Below are 17,249 nucleotides of genomic sequence, written 5' to 3'. Positions count from 1 at the left end.
ACTGCGCTGGATTTGTGTACTTATGTTACTCGGGCCGGAAGGCCTAAGCGATTCGGGCCGCAAGGCCCGGAGGGCTACTCGCCCTTGTTCTTCTGGATGATCTCGTCGGCAACAGCCTTCGGGACCTCGGCATAGCTCTCGAATGTCATCGAGTACACCGCGCGGCCGGAGGTCTTCGACCTCAGGTCACCGATGTATCCGAACATCTCCGACAGCGGAACGTGGGCGCGAATTACCTTCACACCGCTTGCGTCCTCCATGTCCTGGATCTGGCCACGACGCGAGTTGAGGTCGCCGATGACGTCTCCCATGTATTCCATGGGGGTACGCACCTCGACAGCCATCAGCGGCTCGAGCAGAACAGGCTGTGCCTTCCGAGCGGCTTCCTTGAAGCCCATCGAGCCGGCAATCTTGAACGCCATCTCCGAGGAGTCGACGTCGTGGGCAGCGCCGTCGAGCAGGCTCGCCCGAACGCCGACCATGGGGTAACCCGCAAGTACGCCGACCTGCAGGGCATCCTGGATACCCGCGTCGACCGAGGGGATGTACTCCCGCGGGATGCGGCCACCAGTGACCTTGTTCAAGAACTCGTAGCTCTTCTCAGCGGTGATCTCCATCGGCTCGATCGCGATCTGGATCTTCGCGAACTGGCCGGAGCCACCGGTCTGCTTCTTGTGGGTGAAGTCGTGCTTCTCCACGGCGCGCTTAATGGTCTCACGGTAGGCGACCTGGGGCTTGCCCACGTTCGCTTCCACGTTGAACTCGCGCTTCATCCGGTCGACGAGGATGTCAAGGTGAAGTTCACCCATGCCCTTGATGACCGTCTGGCCGGTTTCCGTGTTCTGCTCGGTGCGGAAGGTCGGGTCCTCTTCGGCCAGCTTCTGAATGGCGAGGCCCAGCTTTTCCTGGTCCTGCTTCGTCTTCGGCTCGATGGCGACCTCGATGACGGGCTCAGGGAACGTCATGGACTCGAGCACAACCTGCTGGTTCGGGTCGCACAGGGTGTCTCCCGTCGTGGTGTCCTTGAGGCCGATGACCGCGTAGATGTGACCGGCGGTCACGAAGTCGATCGGGTTCTCCTTGTTGGCGTGCATCTGGAAGATCTTCCCGATGCGCTCCTTCTTGCCCTTGGTCGAGTTGATGACCTGGGCACCGCTGTCGAGGCGACCGGAGTAAACACGAACGTAGGTGAGGCGACCGAAGAACGGGTGCACGGCAACCTTGAACGCGAGGGCCGCGAACGGCTCGTCGGCGTTCGGGTGCAGCATGATCGTCTTCTCCTCGTCGCGAGCGTCGAGCGCCTCGATGGCGGGAACGTCAAGCGGGGTGGGGAGGTAGTCGACAACGGCATCGAGCATCGGCTGGACGCCGCGGTTCTTGAACGCAGAACCACACAGCACCGGGTAGATCTCGCTGTTGACGGTGAGCTTGCGGATGGCGTGCTTGATCTCGGAGACCGTCAGCTCTTCGCCGGAGAAGTACTTCTCCATCAGGGCGTCATCGGTCTCGGCGACGGTCTCGAGGAGCAGCTTGCGGTACTCAGCAGCCTTCTCCACGAGGTCGGCCGGGATCTCCTCGACGGCGTACTTGGCGCCCATTTCGACGTCACCCTTTGAGTCTCCACGCCAGGTCAGCGCGCGCATCTCGACGAGGTCGACGACACCCTCGAAGCCCGACTCGAAGCCGATCGGCAGCTGGATGACCAGCGGCTTGGCGCCGAGGCGGTTGATGATGGTGTCGACGGTGTAGTAGAAGTCAGCGCCGAGCTTGTCCATCTTGTTGACGAAGCAGATGCGGGGAACGTCGTACTTGTCGGCCTGGCGCCAGACGGTCTCGGACTGGGGCTCAACGCCCTCCTTGCCGTCGAACACGGCGACAGCACCGTCGAGGACGCGGAGCGAACGCTCCACCTCGACGGTGAAGTCAACGTGGCCGGGGGTGTCGATGATGTTGATCTGGTTGCCGTTCCAGAAACAGGTGGTGGCAGCGGACGTGATCGTGATGCCACGTTCCTGCTCCTGTGCCATCCAGTCCATCGTTGAGGCACCGTCGTGGGTCTCACCGATCTTGTGGTTGACACCGGTGTAGAACAGGATGCGCTCAGTGGTGGTGGTCTTGCCGGCATCGATGTGCGCCATGATGCCGATATTGCGGACCTTGTTCAGGTCGGTGAGCACGTCAAGTGCCACGGGTGTCCTCCGGAAAGTTTGTGTGTGGTGAGGTCGAACGGGGTGCCTGCGACTGATGTGTTTCCTCGGTCGCAGGCTCCCTCGGCGCTGGCGTCGCGCAATCGCTGACGCGATTGCCCCAGCTCCAGCGCGCTACCAGCGGTAGTGCGCGAAGGCCTTGTTCGACTCGGCCATCTTGTGGGTGTCTTCACGACGCTTCACCGCGGCACCGAGGCCGTTGGACGCGTCGAGAATCTCGTTGGTGAGGCGCTCGGTCATGGTCTTCTCGCGACGCGCCTTGGCGTAGCTGGTCAACCAGCGGAGGGCCAGCGTGTTGGCGCGGTGCGGCTTGACTTCGACGGGCACCTGGTAGGTGGAACCACCGACGCGGCGCGAACGCACCTCGAGGGTCGGGCGCACGTTGTCGAGCGCCTTCTTCAGCGTGACGACAGCATCCGCACCGTTCTTGGCGGAGACGCCTTCGAGGGCACCGTAGACGATGCGCTCGGCAAGGCCCTTCTTGCCATCGAGGAGGATCTTGTTGACGAGCTGGCTGACGATGGGGGCGCCGTATACCGGGTCAGCGATAACGGGGCGCTTAGGAGCGGGACCTTTGCGAGGCATTACTTCTTCTCCATCTTCGCGCCGTAGCGGCTGCGAGCCTGCTTGCGGTTCTTGACAGCCTGGGTGTCCAGCGCGCCGCGAACGATCTTGTAACGAACACCGGGAAGGTCCTTCACACGGCCACCGCGGACGAGCACCATCGAGTGCTCCTGCAGGTTGTGTCCCTCACCGGGGATGTAGGCGGTGATTTCGGTACCGTTCGACAGCTTGACGCGGGCGACCTTGCGAAGAGCCGAGTTCGGCTTCTTCGGGGTGGTGGTGTACACGCGGGTGCACACGCCGCGCTGCTGCGGGTTGGCCTTCAGGGCGGGAGCCTTGGTCTTGACGACCTTGGGGCTGCGGCCCTTCCTGACCAACTGCTGAATGGTTGGCACTAATTACTCCTTGTTATTGCTGCACGGTGACAGCTCATTGATGGTTAGCATTCGACCTTTGCTGACGCTGTGTCGAGTTCATCTGGACCCGCCCGCAGAACGGAACGAATTCCGTGGATTGGGTGGGTATGCCGTGGGGGCTGCTCGGAGAGCAAACCCTGCATGTGTGGTGTGTCGCGGCACGGTTGAAGCGCACGACAAAACGCACACCGGTAAATACTATCTGAAGTCCAGCGAACTGTCCAGATCGGCCAGGAGCGCCTGCACCTGCGGTTCGACGAAGTCGGCGACGGCCCGGCGGATGCGTTCCCGGTGCAGTTCCAGTTCGGCGCAGACCCGGCGGCCGACGAGCGTGGCGAAATCGTCGGCGAGTTTCAGCTCTGCCCGGATCATCGCCTTCTCCTCGACGGTGAGGGGCGGCTGCGGTGGGGCCGGGTGCCCGTCAGCGTCGTCGGCCTGGGCCAGTTCGCCGAAGGTGAAGAGGTACGGTTCGTCGGGGGCCGGCGGCGGGTCGAGGTCGAGCCCCTTGAATTCAGGTTCGAGGCCCTCGGCCGGCCGGTAGGCGTGTGCCGCCTTGCGCTCCTCGGTGAGCCGCAGTTCGCGGCTCAGCAGCGGCAGGTTCAGCTCGGTGTACTCGTCAACGGATGCGTCGATCACGAGTTTCATCCGCATTGCCATCGCGTGCTGCACCGCGTGCGGCACGTCGGTGTCGAGGCCGGCGGCGCCGACCACCGGTGAGCCGAAGCACTGCCGACAGAGGCGAGTACGGCCGCGGTGCGTCCCCGGCCGCCAGCGGGGAAGCCAGCGCAACCAGTTGTCGACCTCATGGCTGACGCGCGACTCGATGGACCCGTCCATGAGGCCAAGAGTAGTCGCTTCACGCCACCACCACGCTGCGACTTCGTTGCAGCAGGCGACGGCTTCGGCGAGCCCTGACCCGTCACTGCGCCGAGTCGCCCAAATCTGCGGTGGCCCGGCGCCCAGACCAGCAGAAGTGGGCAACTCGGCGGCTGCGGCGGGGGCGGGGGCGGGAATTGGTCAGGCGGGACGGCGGTCAGGCGACGGATTCGGCGAGGCCGTACGGGTCACCGGACCGCCAGGCATTCAGCACCGTCACCGCAGCCAGCACGCTGCAGCCGGCGGCCACGCTGCTGAGGACGATCAGGGCGGTGTCGTCGAACGGCTTCTGCCCGGCGAGCGAGTCGTGCCAGAGCAGCGGCAGCACCCCGAACAGGCCGAACCCGATGAAGGCGAGGAACGTCTCGGCCCGCCATTGGGTGGCGACGAGTCGCCAAAAGGTACTGCCGCCGTTCGCGGTGTCGGTGCGGCTGGCGCCGGCGTGGGCCGCGGCCAGCCGGCGGTAGGTGGCGCGTTTCAGCAGGGAGGCCAGGAACACGCCAACGGTGCCGGCGGCGAGAAACCCGTAGATGGAGACGAGGGTCCAGAACTCGGGTGACGCACCGCGCACGGTGTCGCCGAAATCACCGGCGCTGGTCTCTGCCAGCACGGGAACCGGTATCAGCGGCACGTAGGCGACGAGCGGAACCAGCAGCCAGAGCAGGACAGCCGGGAGCGGGGTCAAACCGATGTCGATGGCGACCGACCCGCCCTGCCAGAAGCTGCGGTCCCTGGCCGACCAGCGGGCGCCTCGGAACATCACGGCGAGGAAGAGCGGCACCCCGGCCAGGAGGAAGAGCACGCCCGGCAGGGCGACGTAGCTGAAGCCCTTCTTCAGGACCGGCAGCAACTCCGTCATCGGCGACCCGGCGAGCCCGAGCCCGTACAGCCAGATCAGCGAGGCGACCCCGAGCACGGCGAGCACACCGCCGCCGAGGAAGAACGGCCGGGGGTCCGGCGCCGCGGCGCCCTTCTTCTTCGCTCCGGCGGCGGGCTTAGCGGATGCCATCTGCGGGTCCGATCGGTTCTCGCCAGCGGATGGAGTCCACCATGGCGTCGAATAGCGCGACGATCATCTCCGGGTCGCATTCAACCGGGGCGTCGGCGACGATGTGCAGGAGCTGGTCGCCGTCCGCGGTGGGCAGGAGGTATTCCAGCTTGGTGTCCGGGATGGACTCCTCCCCCGGCGTGATCGTGACCTGGCGCCACACGCGGGCGGTGACGCCGGCGTCCAGGTCGAGGATCTCGGCGGTCGGCAGCATCTCCAGCAGGCGGCCGGCACGGTCGGCAGGCTCCGGCATGTCGCCGGCCCAGGGCCGGAAGTCGAGGAACATCGCCGCCGGGAACGGGATCCCGGGCAGGATCTCGAGCGACAGGGCCACCTGGAACACCCCGGCGGCGCGGGCCCGCGCCACGACATCTTTGAGCTGTTCCTTCGATTCACGCCGCACCCGGGCCAGCCGGTCGCTCCGCCCGACCTGCCGGCTCACCAGCGCGGCGATGATCCGGTCTGCGTTCGCCTCATCGCCGACCGGGACGTTCGCCCACGAACCGGGAAGCACCATGGAGATGTCGGTGGCGCGGCCCGGCCGCATGGAGACCTGCCGGGTCACAGTGCGCCCGTCACAGTGCCGCCGTCGAGCGCTGCCGTCTTCACGCTGAGCGTCGCGACGATGGCCTGGCTTTCGGCGCGCATGTCGCCGAAGGCTCCGAAGTCGTCGCAGGTGAAGGTGAACTGGAGCATGTCCGTCGAACCGGGCGGGAAGACGCCGAACATGGTGCGTTCGGACAAGCGCCCCTCCGGCTGCCCTGGCGCGGTGAACTCGACGCGCTGATAGAGCCCGACCACCTCTCCGGCGGGGATCTCGTCGCGCCAGATCACGAGGTCACGGGAGCGCGCGCCGGGGCGCATCCGCTCGGATTCCTGGCGAGCGAGCTGCTCGAAGCCGTCAGGCCCGTCGTCCTCGTCCATTGCGAGCTGTTGCACCATCAGCAGTGCGCCGATGGTGAGGTATTTCTCCGGGCGCACCGACACGACTGCGCTCAGCCACGGGTTCTGCTGGCCGAGGAGACGCGTGCGCAGTTCGGCCAGCTGCAGGGCGATGTCGCCGACGTCGCCGCTGGCGGGAGCGTTCAGTGCGACGTCGTCCACGACGCCCAGCGCCCAGCGCGTCGAGTCGATGTCTTCGGCGGCGTCAAGCTGCACCGGGTAGAAGTCGGCCGGCACATCGAAGTCGTAGTCGATGATCTCCACCGAGCGGATGCCGGCGGTCATCGCCTGACCAGTCCCTCGATGCCGTTCGCCGCGTCTTTCAGCAGGTTCTCGGGCTTCAGCGAGATCTGGGCGTCGGTGGTGTTGTTGACCAGGGTCTGGACCGTACCGCCGACCTGCCGGGCGTCCAGCACGACGAGGGTGACCTTGGACCCGGTGGTGAGGTTGCTCCACGGCATGTCATCCAGCGATTTCAGCTTGAGCGGGTTGCTGAGGAAGTCCTTCCCCGAGGTCTGAAAGCCGTCGGCGAAGCGCGCACGCCTCGTCGCGCCCTCGCCCATTTTCAGCTGGAACGGGTTCTTGAATGCTTCCTTCATGCCGCCCTTGAAGCTGGTGAGCGTCTTCAGCTCGGCCTTCGCCCCGGTCTTTGACACACCGAAGACCTTCTTGAACTCCTTGTATCCCATCCCCTTGCCGCCGGATGCCCGGCCGGCGAGCGCGCCCGCCGACTTGAACTTGGCGAGCTTGGCGAGGTAGGAGACGATCTTGCCGCCGAAGGCGGCCAGCACTACGCCCACTGCGGCGAAGATGACGTCACTGAGGCTGCCCTCGCCGCGAGACAGCTTGACGCTCGCGTCGACGAGGGTGATCAGGGCGCCGAGCAGGGCAAGCCCCACGAGGACCGCGCCGAGGATCGGCACCCAGGAGAGGAAGATCGCCAGGACGCCGGCGACCTCGCACACGACCTTGATGACGTCTTTGATGCTCCCGAGGTTGTCCCACCAGGAATCGTTCAGCTTGTCGCCGACCTTGCCGTTGACCACGTCCTCGATCTGGCCCGCGGCGTGGCTGGCCGCATCGTCCTTGATCTTCCTGGCGGCGTGCCAGAGACCGTGGGCGGCGCTGAGCGCGGAGACCGCGCCGTCGAAATCGTCGCCGGCGGCATCCGCAGCCTTCTTGTCGGCCGCCTGGTCCTCGCCCGGAGTCTCGGCCTTCGTCTCCGCAGCGCTCTTCTTCGAGCGGGCGGTGGACAGTTCGCCCTCGGCGGTGGTGATCGCGGAGATCGCGGTGACCGCGTCGTCCTGCGCGGTCTGGAGCTTGCCGGCGTAGGTGAGGAGCGCCTCGGCGGTGAGGCTGTACCGCTCCTGGGCCTTCTCGATGTCACGGGCGACGTTCTTGGCGGAGTCCTTGAGCGCTGAGACCGCCTTGCTCTTGTTCTCGTCCGCCTCGGCGATGTTCTTGAGCGTCAGCACGGAGCGGGCGATCGCATGGCCGAGTTCTTCGTAGCGCCGAGCCTTGCTCAGCACCACCGCGGCATCACCGGTCAGCTTGTTGTATTCGGTGTCTTTATTGCTCATGGTTTTCCCGCACCCCCGGTGCTGTCTGCTGCGGCTTCGACCAGGGCCTTGCCGAGTTCGGCGTCCACCTCCGTGAACGCGTCCCGGATCGCTTTGACCTGGTCATGCAACGCCGTGACCTGTTCGGTCATGTTCTTCCGCCGGTCGTTCCACTTGTGGGAGAAGTCCCGCACCCGGTCGCCGAGCTCGTCGTTCCCGACGGCATCCGCCATCTCGCCGCTGAACTCGTCAGCCTTGGCGTATTCGGCGGCGATGTCGGCAAGGTCCTTCTCCAACTGGTCCAGCAGATGCATCTGGATGACTAGGTCGGACATTGGATTCCCCTCTTACTGACAACTACTGGCAACTGGTGTTACCGGGCCACGCGATTCGCGGCGACGGCGGGTGACGGCTCGGCCGGCCGCAATGGCCGGCCGAGCCGTGTGGTTGAGCGAAGTGTTAGCCCTGGAGGCCGGCGCCGAGCTGCTCGTCGACGCCCTGGATGGCGTCGCGCGCCTGCACCAGGAAGTCGGCCATGCCGGAGATGCCGGTGAGGGCGTCGGTGAGGCCCTTGTCCATGGCCTGGTAGGAGGTGCCGAACTGGCCGGACGCCTTGTCGGTCTGGAAGCCTTGGCTGATCAGGCTGTCGACGAGCCCGCGGAGGCGGCCCAGGGTCTCTTCGATCTGGCCCTGGCCGTCGCGGAGGTTGTTCGCCGCGGTGGTCATCTCGTCGTATGTAACGTTCATGTTTGCCATGAAAAAAACTCCCTTGAAGTCCGAGGCCAACCCCCATGAGCCGACCGACTACATCCAACCTAACGGCAGCCCAGGAACCGGTCGATGGGTACGACTACCCATGCACCGGCCCAGGCCCGTCACACGACGGATGCCGACAGCTCCCATTCCGGGGTCCGCTCGGCTTCGACGACCGGTTCGGCGACCGGAAGGGGAAGTTGCACCCGGACGAACTTACCCCGCGAGATGAACACGCCGCGGCCGGGCGGGAACTCCGCCCGGTTGGACCGGGGCAGCGGCGTCTTCAGCAGGAACTCGCCCTCGGTATAGTCGGGCTGCAGCAGCAGGCCGCGGCGCACGTTCTTGATCTCGCTGAACAGTCCCCACGAGGAAGCCCAGGTCGAGGTCTCGCTCTCCGCGATGAAGGTGTGGTCGCTGCGCTTGACGGCCTTGACCAGTTCGGTCAGCGCCGCCTCCGCGGGCGTCTGCAGGAAGTCCGAGATCGTTTCCACCATTACCACGATGCGGCCCTCGGTGTCCGGGTCGGCCACCGCTGCGGCGAGGTCCTTGGCCAGCGCCGCCACCTCCTCGATCGCGACGGCGGAGCCGGCCCACCAGTCACCCCGCGCCAGCGGCGACCGCGGGTTGCCGAGGTAGTACAAGCGGGCGTCGGGCTGGGCGCGCCGGACCGACTGCGCCAGCGCGTGCAGGGCTGTGGTGCGGCCGCTGGCGGGGGGCCCGGCGACGATCATCACGCCGGTCGGGTCGAACGCGTACGGTCCGAGGTCCAGGTCGCTGACACCGAGCACCGGGAAGCCGGCGAGCGTGTCCGGCAGCTCGGAGGCAGGATACTCGGTGGGCATCGACCCGATCGGCGGAGCGTCGGTGATCCCGGCGCGGCGCATCGACTCCGCCAGCAGCCGGGTGGCCGCAGACTGTTCGGCCACCGCGCTGGAGCCGCCGAGGATGGCGATCTGTGTTTCCATGCCGTCGACGATCGCGCGGCCGGCCGGGGATTTGGCGCTCAGGATGTCACCCGGAACGTCGAGCATGCCATAGCCGCCCTCATCGGCCAGGCGCAGCACGATCCGGCGCTGGATGCTGGAACTCACACCGGTGGGGACCGCCCCCGACCGGTCAGCGGTGAGCGCAACGTGCATGCCCAGCTGCCGGCCATCGGTGAGAATGTCCTTGAACACGTTGTACCACGGCATCCGGCCGCTGGTGGATTCCCAGTCGTCGCGGAAGGCCGGGTACCCGTCGATCAGCAGCAGGATGCGGGGTTCGTCCCGCTTGCCGGTGAGTTCACGGTAGTCCGCGATGTTCGAGGCGTTCGCCTCCGCGTAGCGAGGGCCGCGTTCCTCCAGCGTCGCCTTGAGCGAACGGAACAGCCGCACCACGCGCTCTGAGTCGTCTCCGGAGATGATCGAACCGACGTGCGGCAACGCCTCGAGCATCCGGAGGCTGCCGGTGCCGAAGTCCAGCCCGTAGACCTGCACCGGGCCGCCGCGCGGGGTGATCCCCGCCGCGGCAGCGAGGGTGCGCAGGAGCGCGCTCTTTCCGGACCCACCGGTGCCGAAGATGGAAACGTGACCGTCGACATCCGGTTGGAAGTACACCGCGTTCTGCTCCTGCCGGTGCGGCAGGTCTGAGACACCGAGCAGCAGGGCAGAGTCAGTGCGCTGCCGGAGCTTGCCGAGGTCGTAGAGCGGGGCCAGCTCGTCTTGCCACGGCCGCCGCGGCGCGGGGATGGCGGCGCGGCCGGCCGCTGCGACGATGGTGGTGACCAGCTGTTGTTGGTCGGTGGGGCCGAGGTCTCTCTCCTCGTCAACGGGAGCGCCGCTTCCGGGTTCCTCCCATTTACTTTCGGCGCCGAAGCGCAATTCGGCGACGTCGATGCCGGCCCGCTCGGGCTCGCGGCTGGTCCAGCCGCCCGCGTAGGCGGATTGGAACTGCGCGAGCCGGCCTGGGCCGGTCTTGGCCACACCGCGGCCGGGGATGGCGGGGTCGAAGTGGGCGGCGTCCTTGGTGCCGATCACGTCGCTGCTGTCGAACTCGTCGGCCATCCGCAGCGCGATGCGCAACGGGGTGTTGGCGCGCAGGTTGTCCTTGATCACGCCGGCCGGGCGCTGGGTCGCCATGATCAGGTGGATGCCAAGGGAGCGGCCGCGCTGGGCGATGTCGACGACACCGTCGACGAATTCGGGCACCTCGGTGGCGAGTGCGGCGAACTCGTCGATGACCAGCACCAGGGCGGGCGGGCTGTCGGGGTCGCCGCGCTTCTCGAGCTCGAGCAGGTCCTTCGCCTTCTTGCGGTTGAGCAGGTGCTCACGGTGGTGCAGTTCGGCGCGGAGGCTGGTGAGGGCACGGCGCACCAGGTGCGGGCTGAGGTCGGTGACCAGGCCGACGCAGTGCGGCAGGCTGACGCAGTCCGCGAACGCTGAACCGCCCTTGTAGTCGACGAACAGGAAGGTCACCCGGTCCGGGCTGTACTCGGCGGCCATGCCCAGCACCCAGGCCTGCAGGAACTCGCTCTTGCCGGCCCCGGTGGTGCCACCGACCAGGGCGTGCGGGCCCTGGGTTCGAAGGTCCAGGTGCATCGCGTCAACGCCGGCGGAGCCGATGATCGCGCGGAGTTTCCCGGCCCGTCGCGGCTTGGGCTTGCCGCCGCCGCGGTCGTGGATGGAGGCGTTCTGCTGCCAGCGGTCGATCACGGCGTCGCTGGTCTCGACCATGTCGTGGCCGAGCAGCGTGACCAGCGAGACGGTGCGCGGCAGGTCGCTGGCGTCGGCGACGAGCGCGCCGGCGTCGGTCACCGGCGCCATCCGCTTCGCGTACGCGAGCGCACGGTCTTTCGAGACCAGCTCGGTCTCGACATCGGTGATCGTCTCACCCAGTCGCACGAATCCGGCGACGGCCTGGCCCTCATTGGAGGGAACCGACAGGTAGGTGCGGCACACGGCCGGCAACTCGGCGACGTCGCCGGCGATCCAGATCGGGTAGACGCCGGCGTCGGCGCCGAGCTCTGCGATCTGCACCAGTCGGGCCCGGTCGAGCGCCACATCGTCGGAGATCAGCAGGATGACGGCGGGGATCTCGGACTGGGTGCCGTCAGCCTCCTGGGAGGCGAGCACATCTGCGCCGCGCTCGAGGGCGGCCTTCTCCTGCTCCATCGCCCCGCGCCGGCGCACCTGCGCCTGGCTGCCGAGCCGCGCAGCGATCAGGCCTTCGATCGCCGACAGCAGCACGACGCCGCTCGAGGGGCTGTCGGCCAGGTGGCTGCCCGCGAGCGGACTGTGCGCACTCGAGGTGTGCGGCATCCACTTCAGCCACTCGAACTCGTTCGACCAGCGCGGGGTGAGGAGCGCCCCGACGACGAGCTCGGCGGGCGAGTGCAGCGCCGTCAGCTGCACCAGCACCGAGTTGATCGACCCTGCGGCGGAGTCGGGGCTCCCGGCGATCCCGAGTGCGCCGGAGTCGAAGAGGTTGTCGATGAGGGGCACGCCGTCGACCTGCCGGTTGGCTTCCACCACCGCGTCGAGGCGATCCTGGAATTCAGGAAGCATGTCGCCACGACTGCCCTCGATGATCTCGTTGCGGGAGGACATGGTGCCGATGCCGAGCCGGACATTGAGGAATGACCAGTGTTCGGGGCGGCGGGTCCATAGCAGCGGCCCCCGGCGGATGGCCTGCCCGTAGGCCTCTTCCGTGGAGGGCGACTCCAGCAGCCGCTGGCTGCGCTCACGGACCCGCTCGGCTGCGAGGAGAGCACTCAGCGCGTCGAGCTTATGCTCGAACTTGGCGACGGCTTTCTTGAGCTTGCGTTTGCCCCCGGTCTTCTGGGTGATGAAGTTGCCGATCATCATCACCGGCGACATGATGCAGAACAGCAGGGCGGAGGGGCGCTGCATGATGAACGCCATCGCCAGCCCGAGGAAGATCGGGGTCATCATCGCAAGCAGCGGGAACGGCGCTTCGTCCGGCTCCTCTGGCACGTCGGGGGCGGTGAACTCCGTCCCGTTGTAGCGCGTCTCCACCTTCGGCGAACGGTTGAAGAAGATGGGTCCGGGCTTCGGCGCAGCCTCCGGCGCCGCCCCCGCGGTCATCGTGATTTCAATGTCGTCGTCGCCGAGCAGCAGCCGGCCGGACCTTTCGATATGCAGGCGCCCGACGATGCCGCCGTCGACGACGACGCCGTTGGCGGAGCCGAGGTCGATCACCTCGACCAGGTCTGAGACCTCGAGGCGCACATGCTTCTTGGAGACCAGGTTGTCGCTGAGCACGATGTCACACGCCGAGTCCCTGCCGACGATCAGGCTTCCGGCCTTCAGCGGGAACTCCCGGCCGGCATCCGGCCCGGCCAGCACCCGCAGGGTGCCGACGATGGGGGCCTTCAGCTCGGACGGTGCCCGGTACATCACCCCGGCATCGTGCAGGCTGACGGATGCGCCCGAGCCGATCCAGGCCTCGCCGACCGGGGCGTCCGGCGGCAGGGTGAGCGGGTCACTCTGCCCGGGCAGGGTGGCGCGCAGGGTGAGGCTGCGCTCGGGTTTGTGGGTGGCTCCGGCGTCGACCCGGCTGATCGTCGCGGCTACTTCGGAGATGGTGGCTGCGGCATCCGCTGTCACGACGATGTCGCTGGAAGAGCCGGACGGTCGTACCAGGGTCAGCTTCAGGCGCATTCACACACTCTAACCAGTCCACGTGACGCGGCCGGCTGCCCGCTAATCGCCGCGACGCTCCCACGGCCAGAGCGGGCGGCCGCGTTCGCCGAAGCGGAGGGCCAGGATCCAGCTGTAGAGCAGGGTGACCACGAAGCCGAGCCCGCCCACCGCCCAAGCGAAGGGGCTGATCAGCATGCCCGCGCTGAAGGTGATGAGGTGGAACGGCTGCCCGTCGCCGACAACCGCCAGCAGGCCGCCGACCACGATGAAGACGCCGAGGGCGGCGATGCCGGTGGCCAGCGCGTAGCCGGGGGCGATGCGCTGCCGCTCCGGTGGGGTGCGGAGGCCGACGATGAGCATCAGCAGGCAGGTGATCGCGACGGATGCCCCGGTCATCGTCGGCCCGACCAGCGGGCCCGCGTTCGGCTCGCTGATCACCTCTTGGTCGGTGGCGAGGCTGATCAAGCCGAAAGCTGCGACGATCGCGGCGAGGTAGAGCACCGTCGCGAAGATCGCGACGATGGTCGCGTATTTCTGGTAGTCACGCATGGGGTTCCCGCCCCGGTGGTCGAGCCTGTCGAGACTTACGCGGGCCGGGCCAGTTGCGGGCCCTCGGCGATCTGGCGCTCATACTCGGCGCGGGCTTCCGTGTTGCGCACGGTGACCTTGCGGCCGCGGCGGGCGATCCAGGCGCCGAACCAGATCGGAACCTCGCGGGCGAGAACGGCGGCGGCGATGGCGGCGGGGTTCAGCCACAGCGACGCAACGAAGCGGCCGGCCTCCTCGGGGGTGAAGTTCCAGGCGGCCTGGGTGAGCAGCGCTCCACCGATGTAGGAGAAGTACACCACCACTGCGACCAGGAAGGCGAACAGCACGTACGCCCACCAGCCGCCCCGGTTCACCAGGGCGATCAGCAGTGCGAAGGCGAGGAAGAAGAAGATCACCGGGATGTAGAACACCGGGCGCACGAGGAATTCGGTGAATGTGGTGGTGGCGTCGTTCACCGTGCTGCTGTTCACTGCGGCGATGACGAAGGCGACTGCCGCGTAAAGAACCGCGTAGACGAGAGTGGCGAGCACGGCGATCAGGATGCCGCCGCCGCGGTTGCCGCGGTTCTTCGGCGGGGTCGGGGCCTGCACGTAGATCGGGGTCTGCTGCACGGGTGCGGCGGCCGGGGTGTATTCCGGGTACTGCGTCGTGACGGCGTTATCGGCGGCGAGGGTCGCCGCGCCGGTTCCGCCGACCGTGGCGGCCGGTACGTACGTTTCGCGCTTGACCGTACCGGCAGCCACGGGCGCCGGAAGCGGCTCAGCGTTGGCGGTCGGCGCCTCGGGTGCCGTGCTCGGCGACTCGTAGGCGGTGGCGGCGGTTTCCTCAGCGCCGAACTTGTCGACCGTCACACCGTCGACCGCAGGCGGTTCAGCCGTCACGGGCCGGTGTTCGTGCACCTCGTCGGCGGTGACCGCGCTGTTCGCGCCGTCACCGTTGGCGAATCCGGTGTCGTCGTTGGCGAATCCGCCGTCGTCGTCGCTGGTGCCATCCTGCGCACTCTCGACCGGTGCTGCCTCGTAGTCGATGGCGCCGGGCTCGCGGAACTCGGGTGTGGCGTCCCCGTGCGGTGTCGTGTTGCCGTCGTTGGGCGTCGTGTCGCTCATGCTGCACTCCTCGTGGCCTGGGCCGTCACTGTCATGTGCAACTGTAGCAATCCACTGCCCGCGCGCCGCGGAACGCCGCGCACGGGTGCCTTCGTTAGCTAGCGCCACCTACCCGGCGCCGACAACCGCCGGCACCGTCGGGGTGACGATGGAGTAGATGAGTCCGGAGATGGTTCCCTCGACGATCGGAGTTGAGGGCGCGGGCTTTGCGGCTTTCGGATCAGCGGGTGCCGCAGCATCCGCTGCCGCTGTGGTGCTGAGGCCGGTGACGAGGAAGAGTCGCGAGCCGGTCTGCAGTCCGTTGACGAAGTTCAGCACGTTGCCGTAGCTTCCGCTGATCGAGATGGTCACCGCGAGCGACGCAAAGTTGTCGGCCGTGATCTTCGCGTTGGTCACCGGCGGGGCCCCGGGTGCCGCCACCGGCGCCGGAGCCTCGGTGGGCGTCGGAGCCGCGCTGGCCCCCGCCTCGGTGGAGGCTGCGGGGACAGCCGGCGCAACAGGTGCGACCGCCGTGTACGCCTCGGCATCTGCGACCGTCAAGCTCTTGAGCGTGACCTGGTTCGCCGTGGCGAGCGCGTCCAGCTGGTCGACGTACGCAGGCACGTTGGTGCCAGACGGCACCGATTGACTCAACGAGGCAAGCTGCTGATTGAGCGCGTCGATGCCGCTGAAGTCCTCCTTGAGCTTTGCCAGCGACGATTCATGCGCAGCATTGGTCGCTTCGACCTCGGCAAGCTGTTGGTTCGCCGTTGCCGTCACGCTGAGCTGGGGCTCCACACCGAGCACCCAGCCCAGCGCGACGACGACAACCATTACCAAGACGGAGCCGATGACCCACAGGCGGTTCTTGTCCATGGTTACTTACCCTCCGTCGCGAAGCGCTTTGAGAACGCGGCGTCATTGACGTGCATCGTGATGTTGACGGTGTACTCACCCGTCGTGGCATCCAGGTTGACCGAGCCGGGGAGCGCATCCGCATAGCCGGGCAGCGTCGCGAGAGCAGTCAGCCAGGTCGGCACGTCGGGTAGGGTCGCGCTCTTCGCAGTGAAACTCATTGTTGCGACGCGGGAACCCTGGAGCGGAGCGGTGGGCTGGTCATAGATCGCTAGCGGCGATGCGGAGTCGACGGTCACCGCATCAATCGTCACGCTGGCGGGAAGGGTCGCCTGTACGGCTTCCAGGTATTTCTTCCAGTCAATTTCCGTCGACACGCCGACTTGCTGGGCGGCCTGCACGAGACCCACCTGGTCCTGCACCTTCCGCACCTCGATGTATTTTCCCTGTTCGGCCAGTAGCTCGGCGGTCCGGCTTTGTTCCACCAACAGCCGTAACTGAGCCTGGGCCGAAAGGAGCGTCGCCCCACCAGCGGCGAGCACCATCAGCAGAAGCACTCCGACGACGCCGAGCCCGAGGCGACGGCGCATGACTTTCGCCTTACGTTCCTTGCGCACCTCGAGCGGCAGGAGGTCGACACGCGGCTCGCCGCCGACGACCAGCGTGTCGTCCTTGACCGTTTTGCTCATGCTGCGCTCCCCAATGCCAACCCCAGAGCGACGGTGAATGTTGACCCGCTGGCGCGGAGCGCGTCGGTCTGGATGGTGCGGGGCAGTGTGACGGTCGAGAACGGATCGGATCCGGACACGTCCAGCCGCGTCAGTTCGGAGAGCGCGGCCCCAAGCCCTTGGAGCAACGAGCCTCCGCCGTTCAGCACTATTCGCTTAACCGGGTTGGCCGGGTGAGTATTGCCGAAGTAGGTCACCGTGTTGCGGAGGCTGGTGAGGAGTTCGCTGGTCACCTGGTAGATGATCTCGGTAGCCGGCTGGTGCTCCGGCGGAATTTCTCCCGTCGCCAGGCCCAGGCTCCGTTTCGTGGCCTCGGCCTGCGCGGCATTCGTTGGCAGGCCGGAGCGGAGGGCCTCGGTTAGGTCGTTTCCACCGGTGGGGATGATGCGTACGAACTGCGGCACGCCATCCTTGGCGATGACTACACTGGTGGTGTTGCCGCCGATGTCGACAACGGCGATCGTGCCGGTCAGCCCGGGCCGGGTGACCAATACTCGGCTGAGCGCGAATGGAATGAGGTCCACATCGACGGTGGTCAGTCCGGCGAGCTGCGTCGCCTTGACGTTCCCGAGCACCGCCTCTTTCACCGCGGCGATAAGCAGTCCGTGCACGACGGGGCCGTTCTCTCCGGTACTTTCCGAAACCGGATAGAAATCAAGCAGGGCATCCGCCACCGGGACCGGGAGCATGTCCTGCACTTCGAAGGGCAGCGACTCCTGGATGCGCTTAAGCGACATTTTCGGCACGGTCAGGTCACGGGCGAGCACGCGTTGGTTGCCCATCCCGAGCACGACATTCTTCGACTTGAAGCCGCCCTTTGACCACAGCTCTTTGAGCGCGGCAGCCACGGTATTCGGCTCAAGGACCTCGCCTCGACTCACTGCGCCCTCGGGCAGCGGCACCTCGAAGTAGCGAAGTAGCGTGGGCTTCGCCTTGGCCGGATCGGAAAGTTCCACTGCGCGCACGGAGTTGCTGCCGATGTCTATTCCTACGACGCTGGTTGCCATGGGTTCTGCTTTCT

General features: G+C 66.9%; 16 protein-coding genes. All 16 read right to left on the bottom strand.

Features of this window, described 5'->3' with window-relative positions:
• Nucleotides 1–74: 74 nt before the first annotated feature.
• Entirely contained in the window at nt 75–2,189 is a 2,115-nt protein-coding gene (fusA, locus tag AB4Y94_RS11210) for an elongation factor G (RefSeq protein ID WP_441727905.1), read from the bottom strand.
• A gap of 132 nt (nt 2,190–2,321) precedes the next feature.
• Nucleotides 2,322–2,792 (bottom strand): 30S ribosomal protein S7, encoded by a 471-nt coding sequence (rpsG, locus tag AB4Y94_RS11205; RefSeq protein ID WP_441727904.1) that lies wholly within the window; start codon nt 2,790–2,792, stop codon nt 2,322–2,324.
• Nucleotides 2,792–3,166 carry a 30S ribosomal protein S12 gene (gene rpsL / locus AB4Y94_RS11200; protein WP_441727903.1) on the bottom strand — a complete coding sequence of 125 codons (375 nt, stop codon included), beginning with the start codon at nt 3,164–3,166 and terminating at the stop codon, nt 2,792–2,794. Before rpsL ends, rpsG begins: the two co-directional genes overlap by 1 nt.
• Before the next feature lie 219 nt (nt 3,167–3,385).
• The gene (locus AB4Y94_RS11195; protein ID WP_441727902.1) at nt 3,386–4,024 is read right to left on the bottom strand and encodes a spermidine/putrescine ABC transporter substrate-binding protein; all 639 of its coding nucleotides are present in this window, start codon (nt 4,022–4,024) and stop codon (nt 3,386–3,388) included.
• A gap of 196 nt (nt 4,025–4,220) precedes the next feature.
• On the bottom strand, nt 4,221–5,072 hold the full coding sequence (locus tag AB4Y94_RS11190) for a hypothetical protein (RefSeq protein WP_441727901.1): 852 nt from the start codon (nt 5,070–5,072) through the stop codon (nt 4,221–4,223).
• Nucleotides 5,059–5,676 (bottom strand): hypothetical protein, encoded by a 618-nt coding sequence (locus AB4Y94_RS11185; protein WP_441727900.1) that lies wholly within the window; start codon nt 5,674–5,676, stop codon nt 5,059–5,061. Before AB4Y94_RS11185 ends, AB4Y94_RS11190 begins: the two co-directional genes overlap by 14 nt.
• Nucleotides 5,673–6,338: a hypothetical protein gene (locus AB4Y94_RS11180; RefSeq protein ID WP_441727899.1), complete on the bottom strand. Its 666-nt coding sequence runs from the start codon at nt 6,336–6,338 to the stop codon at nt 5,673–5,675. Before AB4Y94_RS11180 ends, AB4Y94_RS11185 begins: the two co-directional genes overlap by 4 nt.
• Nucleotides 6,335–7,633: a hypothetical protein gene (locus AB4Y94_RS11175; protein ID WP_441727898.1), complete on the bottom strand. Its 1,299-nt coding sequence runs from the start codon at nt 7,631–7,633 to the stop codon at nt 6,335–6,337. Before AB4Y94_RS11175 ends, AB4Y94_RS11180 begins: the two co-directional genes overlap by 4 nt.
• Nucleotides 7,630–7,947: a hypothetical protein gene (locus AB4Y94_RS11170; RefSeq protein ID WP_441727897.1), complete on the bottom strand. Its 318-nt coding sequence runs from the start codon at nt 7,945–7,947 to the stop codon at nt 7,630–7,632. Before AB4Y94_RS11170 ends, AB4Y94_RS11175 begins: the two co-directional genes overlap by 4 nt.
• 124 nt (nt 7,948–8,071) lie before the next feature.
• Nucleotides 8,072–8,368 (bottom strand): WXG100 family type VII secretion target, encoded by a 297-nt coding sequence (locus tag AB4Y94_RS11165; protein WP_441727896.1) that lies wholly within the window; start codon nt 8,366–8,368, stop codon nt 8,072–8,074.
• Between the two features lie 119 nt (nt 8,369–8,487).
• Nucleotides 8,488–13,029: an FtsK/SpoIIIE domain-containing protein gene (locus AB4Y94_RS11160; protein ID WP_441727895.1), complete on the bottom strand. Its 4,542-nt coding sequence runs from the start codon at nt 13,027–13,029 to the stop codon at nt 8,488–8,490.
• 42 nt (nt 13,030–13,071) lie between these two features.
• A complete protein-coding gene (locus AB4Y94_RS11155) occupies nt 13,072–13,560 on the bottom strand; it encodes a DUF6121 family protein (RefSeq protein WP_441727894.1) in 489 nt (162 codons plus the stop codon).
• Between the two features lie 35 nt (nt 13,561–13,595).
• Nucleotides 13,596–14,666, bottom strand: a complete 1,071-nt coding sequence (locus AB4Y94_RS11150) for a hypothetical protein (protein WP_441727893.1) — start codon at nt 14,664–14,666, stop codon at nt 13,596–13,598.
• A 108-nt stretch (nt 14,667–14,774) separates the two neighbouring features.
• Nucleotides 14,775–15,521 (bottom strand): hypothetical protein, encoded by a 747-nt coding sequence (locus AB4Y94_RS11145; RefSeq protein ID WP_441727892.1) that lies wholly within the window; start codon nt 15,519–15,521, stop codon nt 14,775–14,777.
• A gap of 2 nt (nt 15,522–15,523) precedes the next feature.
• On the bottom strand, nt 15,524–16,189 hold the full coding sequence (locus tag AB4Y94_RS11140; protein ID WP_441727891.1) for a hypothetical protein: 666 nt from the start codon (nt 16,187–16,189) through the stop codon (nt 15,524–15,526).
• Nucleotides 16,186–17,235 carry a type IV pilus assembly protein PilM gene (pilM, locus tag AB4Y94_RS11135; protein WP_441727890.1) on the bottom strand — a complete coding sequence of 350 codons (1,050 nt, stop codon included), beginning with the start codon at nt 17,233–17,235 and terminating at the stop codon, nt 16,186–16,188. The genes AB4Y94_RS11140 and pilM overlap by 4 nt, the downstream gene beginning before the upstream one ends.
• Nucleotides 17,236–17,249: the final 14 nt, after the last annotated feature.

The sequence above is a fragment of the Glaciibacter sp. 2TAF33 genome, from assembly GCF_052114945.1.
Taxonomy (GTDB): Bacteria; Actinomycetota; Actinomycetes; order Actinomycetales; family Microbacteriaceae; genus Cryobacterium.
The sequence above is the reverse complement of the archived record's forward strand: the minus strand, read 5'-3'. Positions and strand labels throughout refer to the sequence as shown.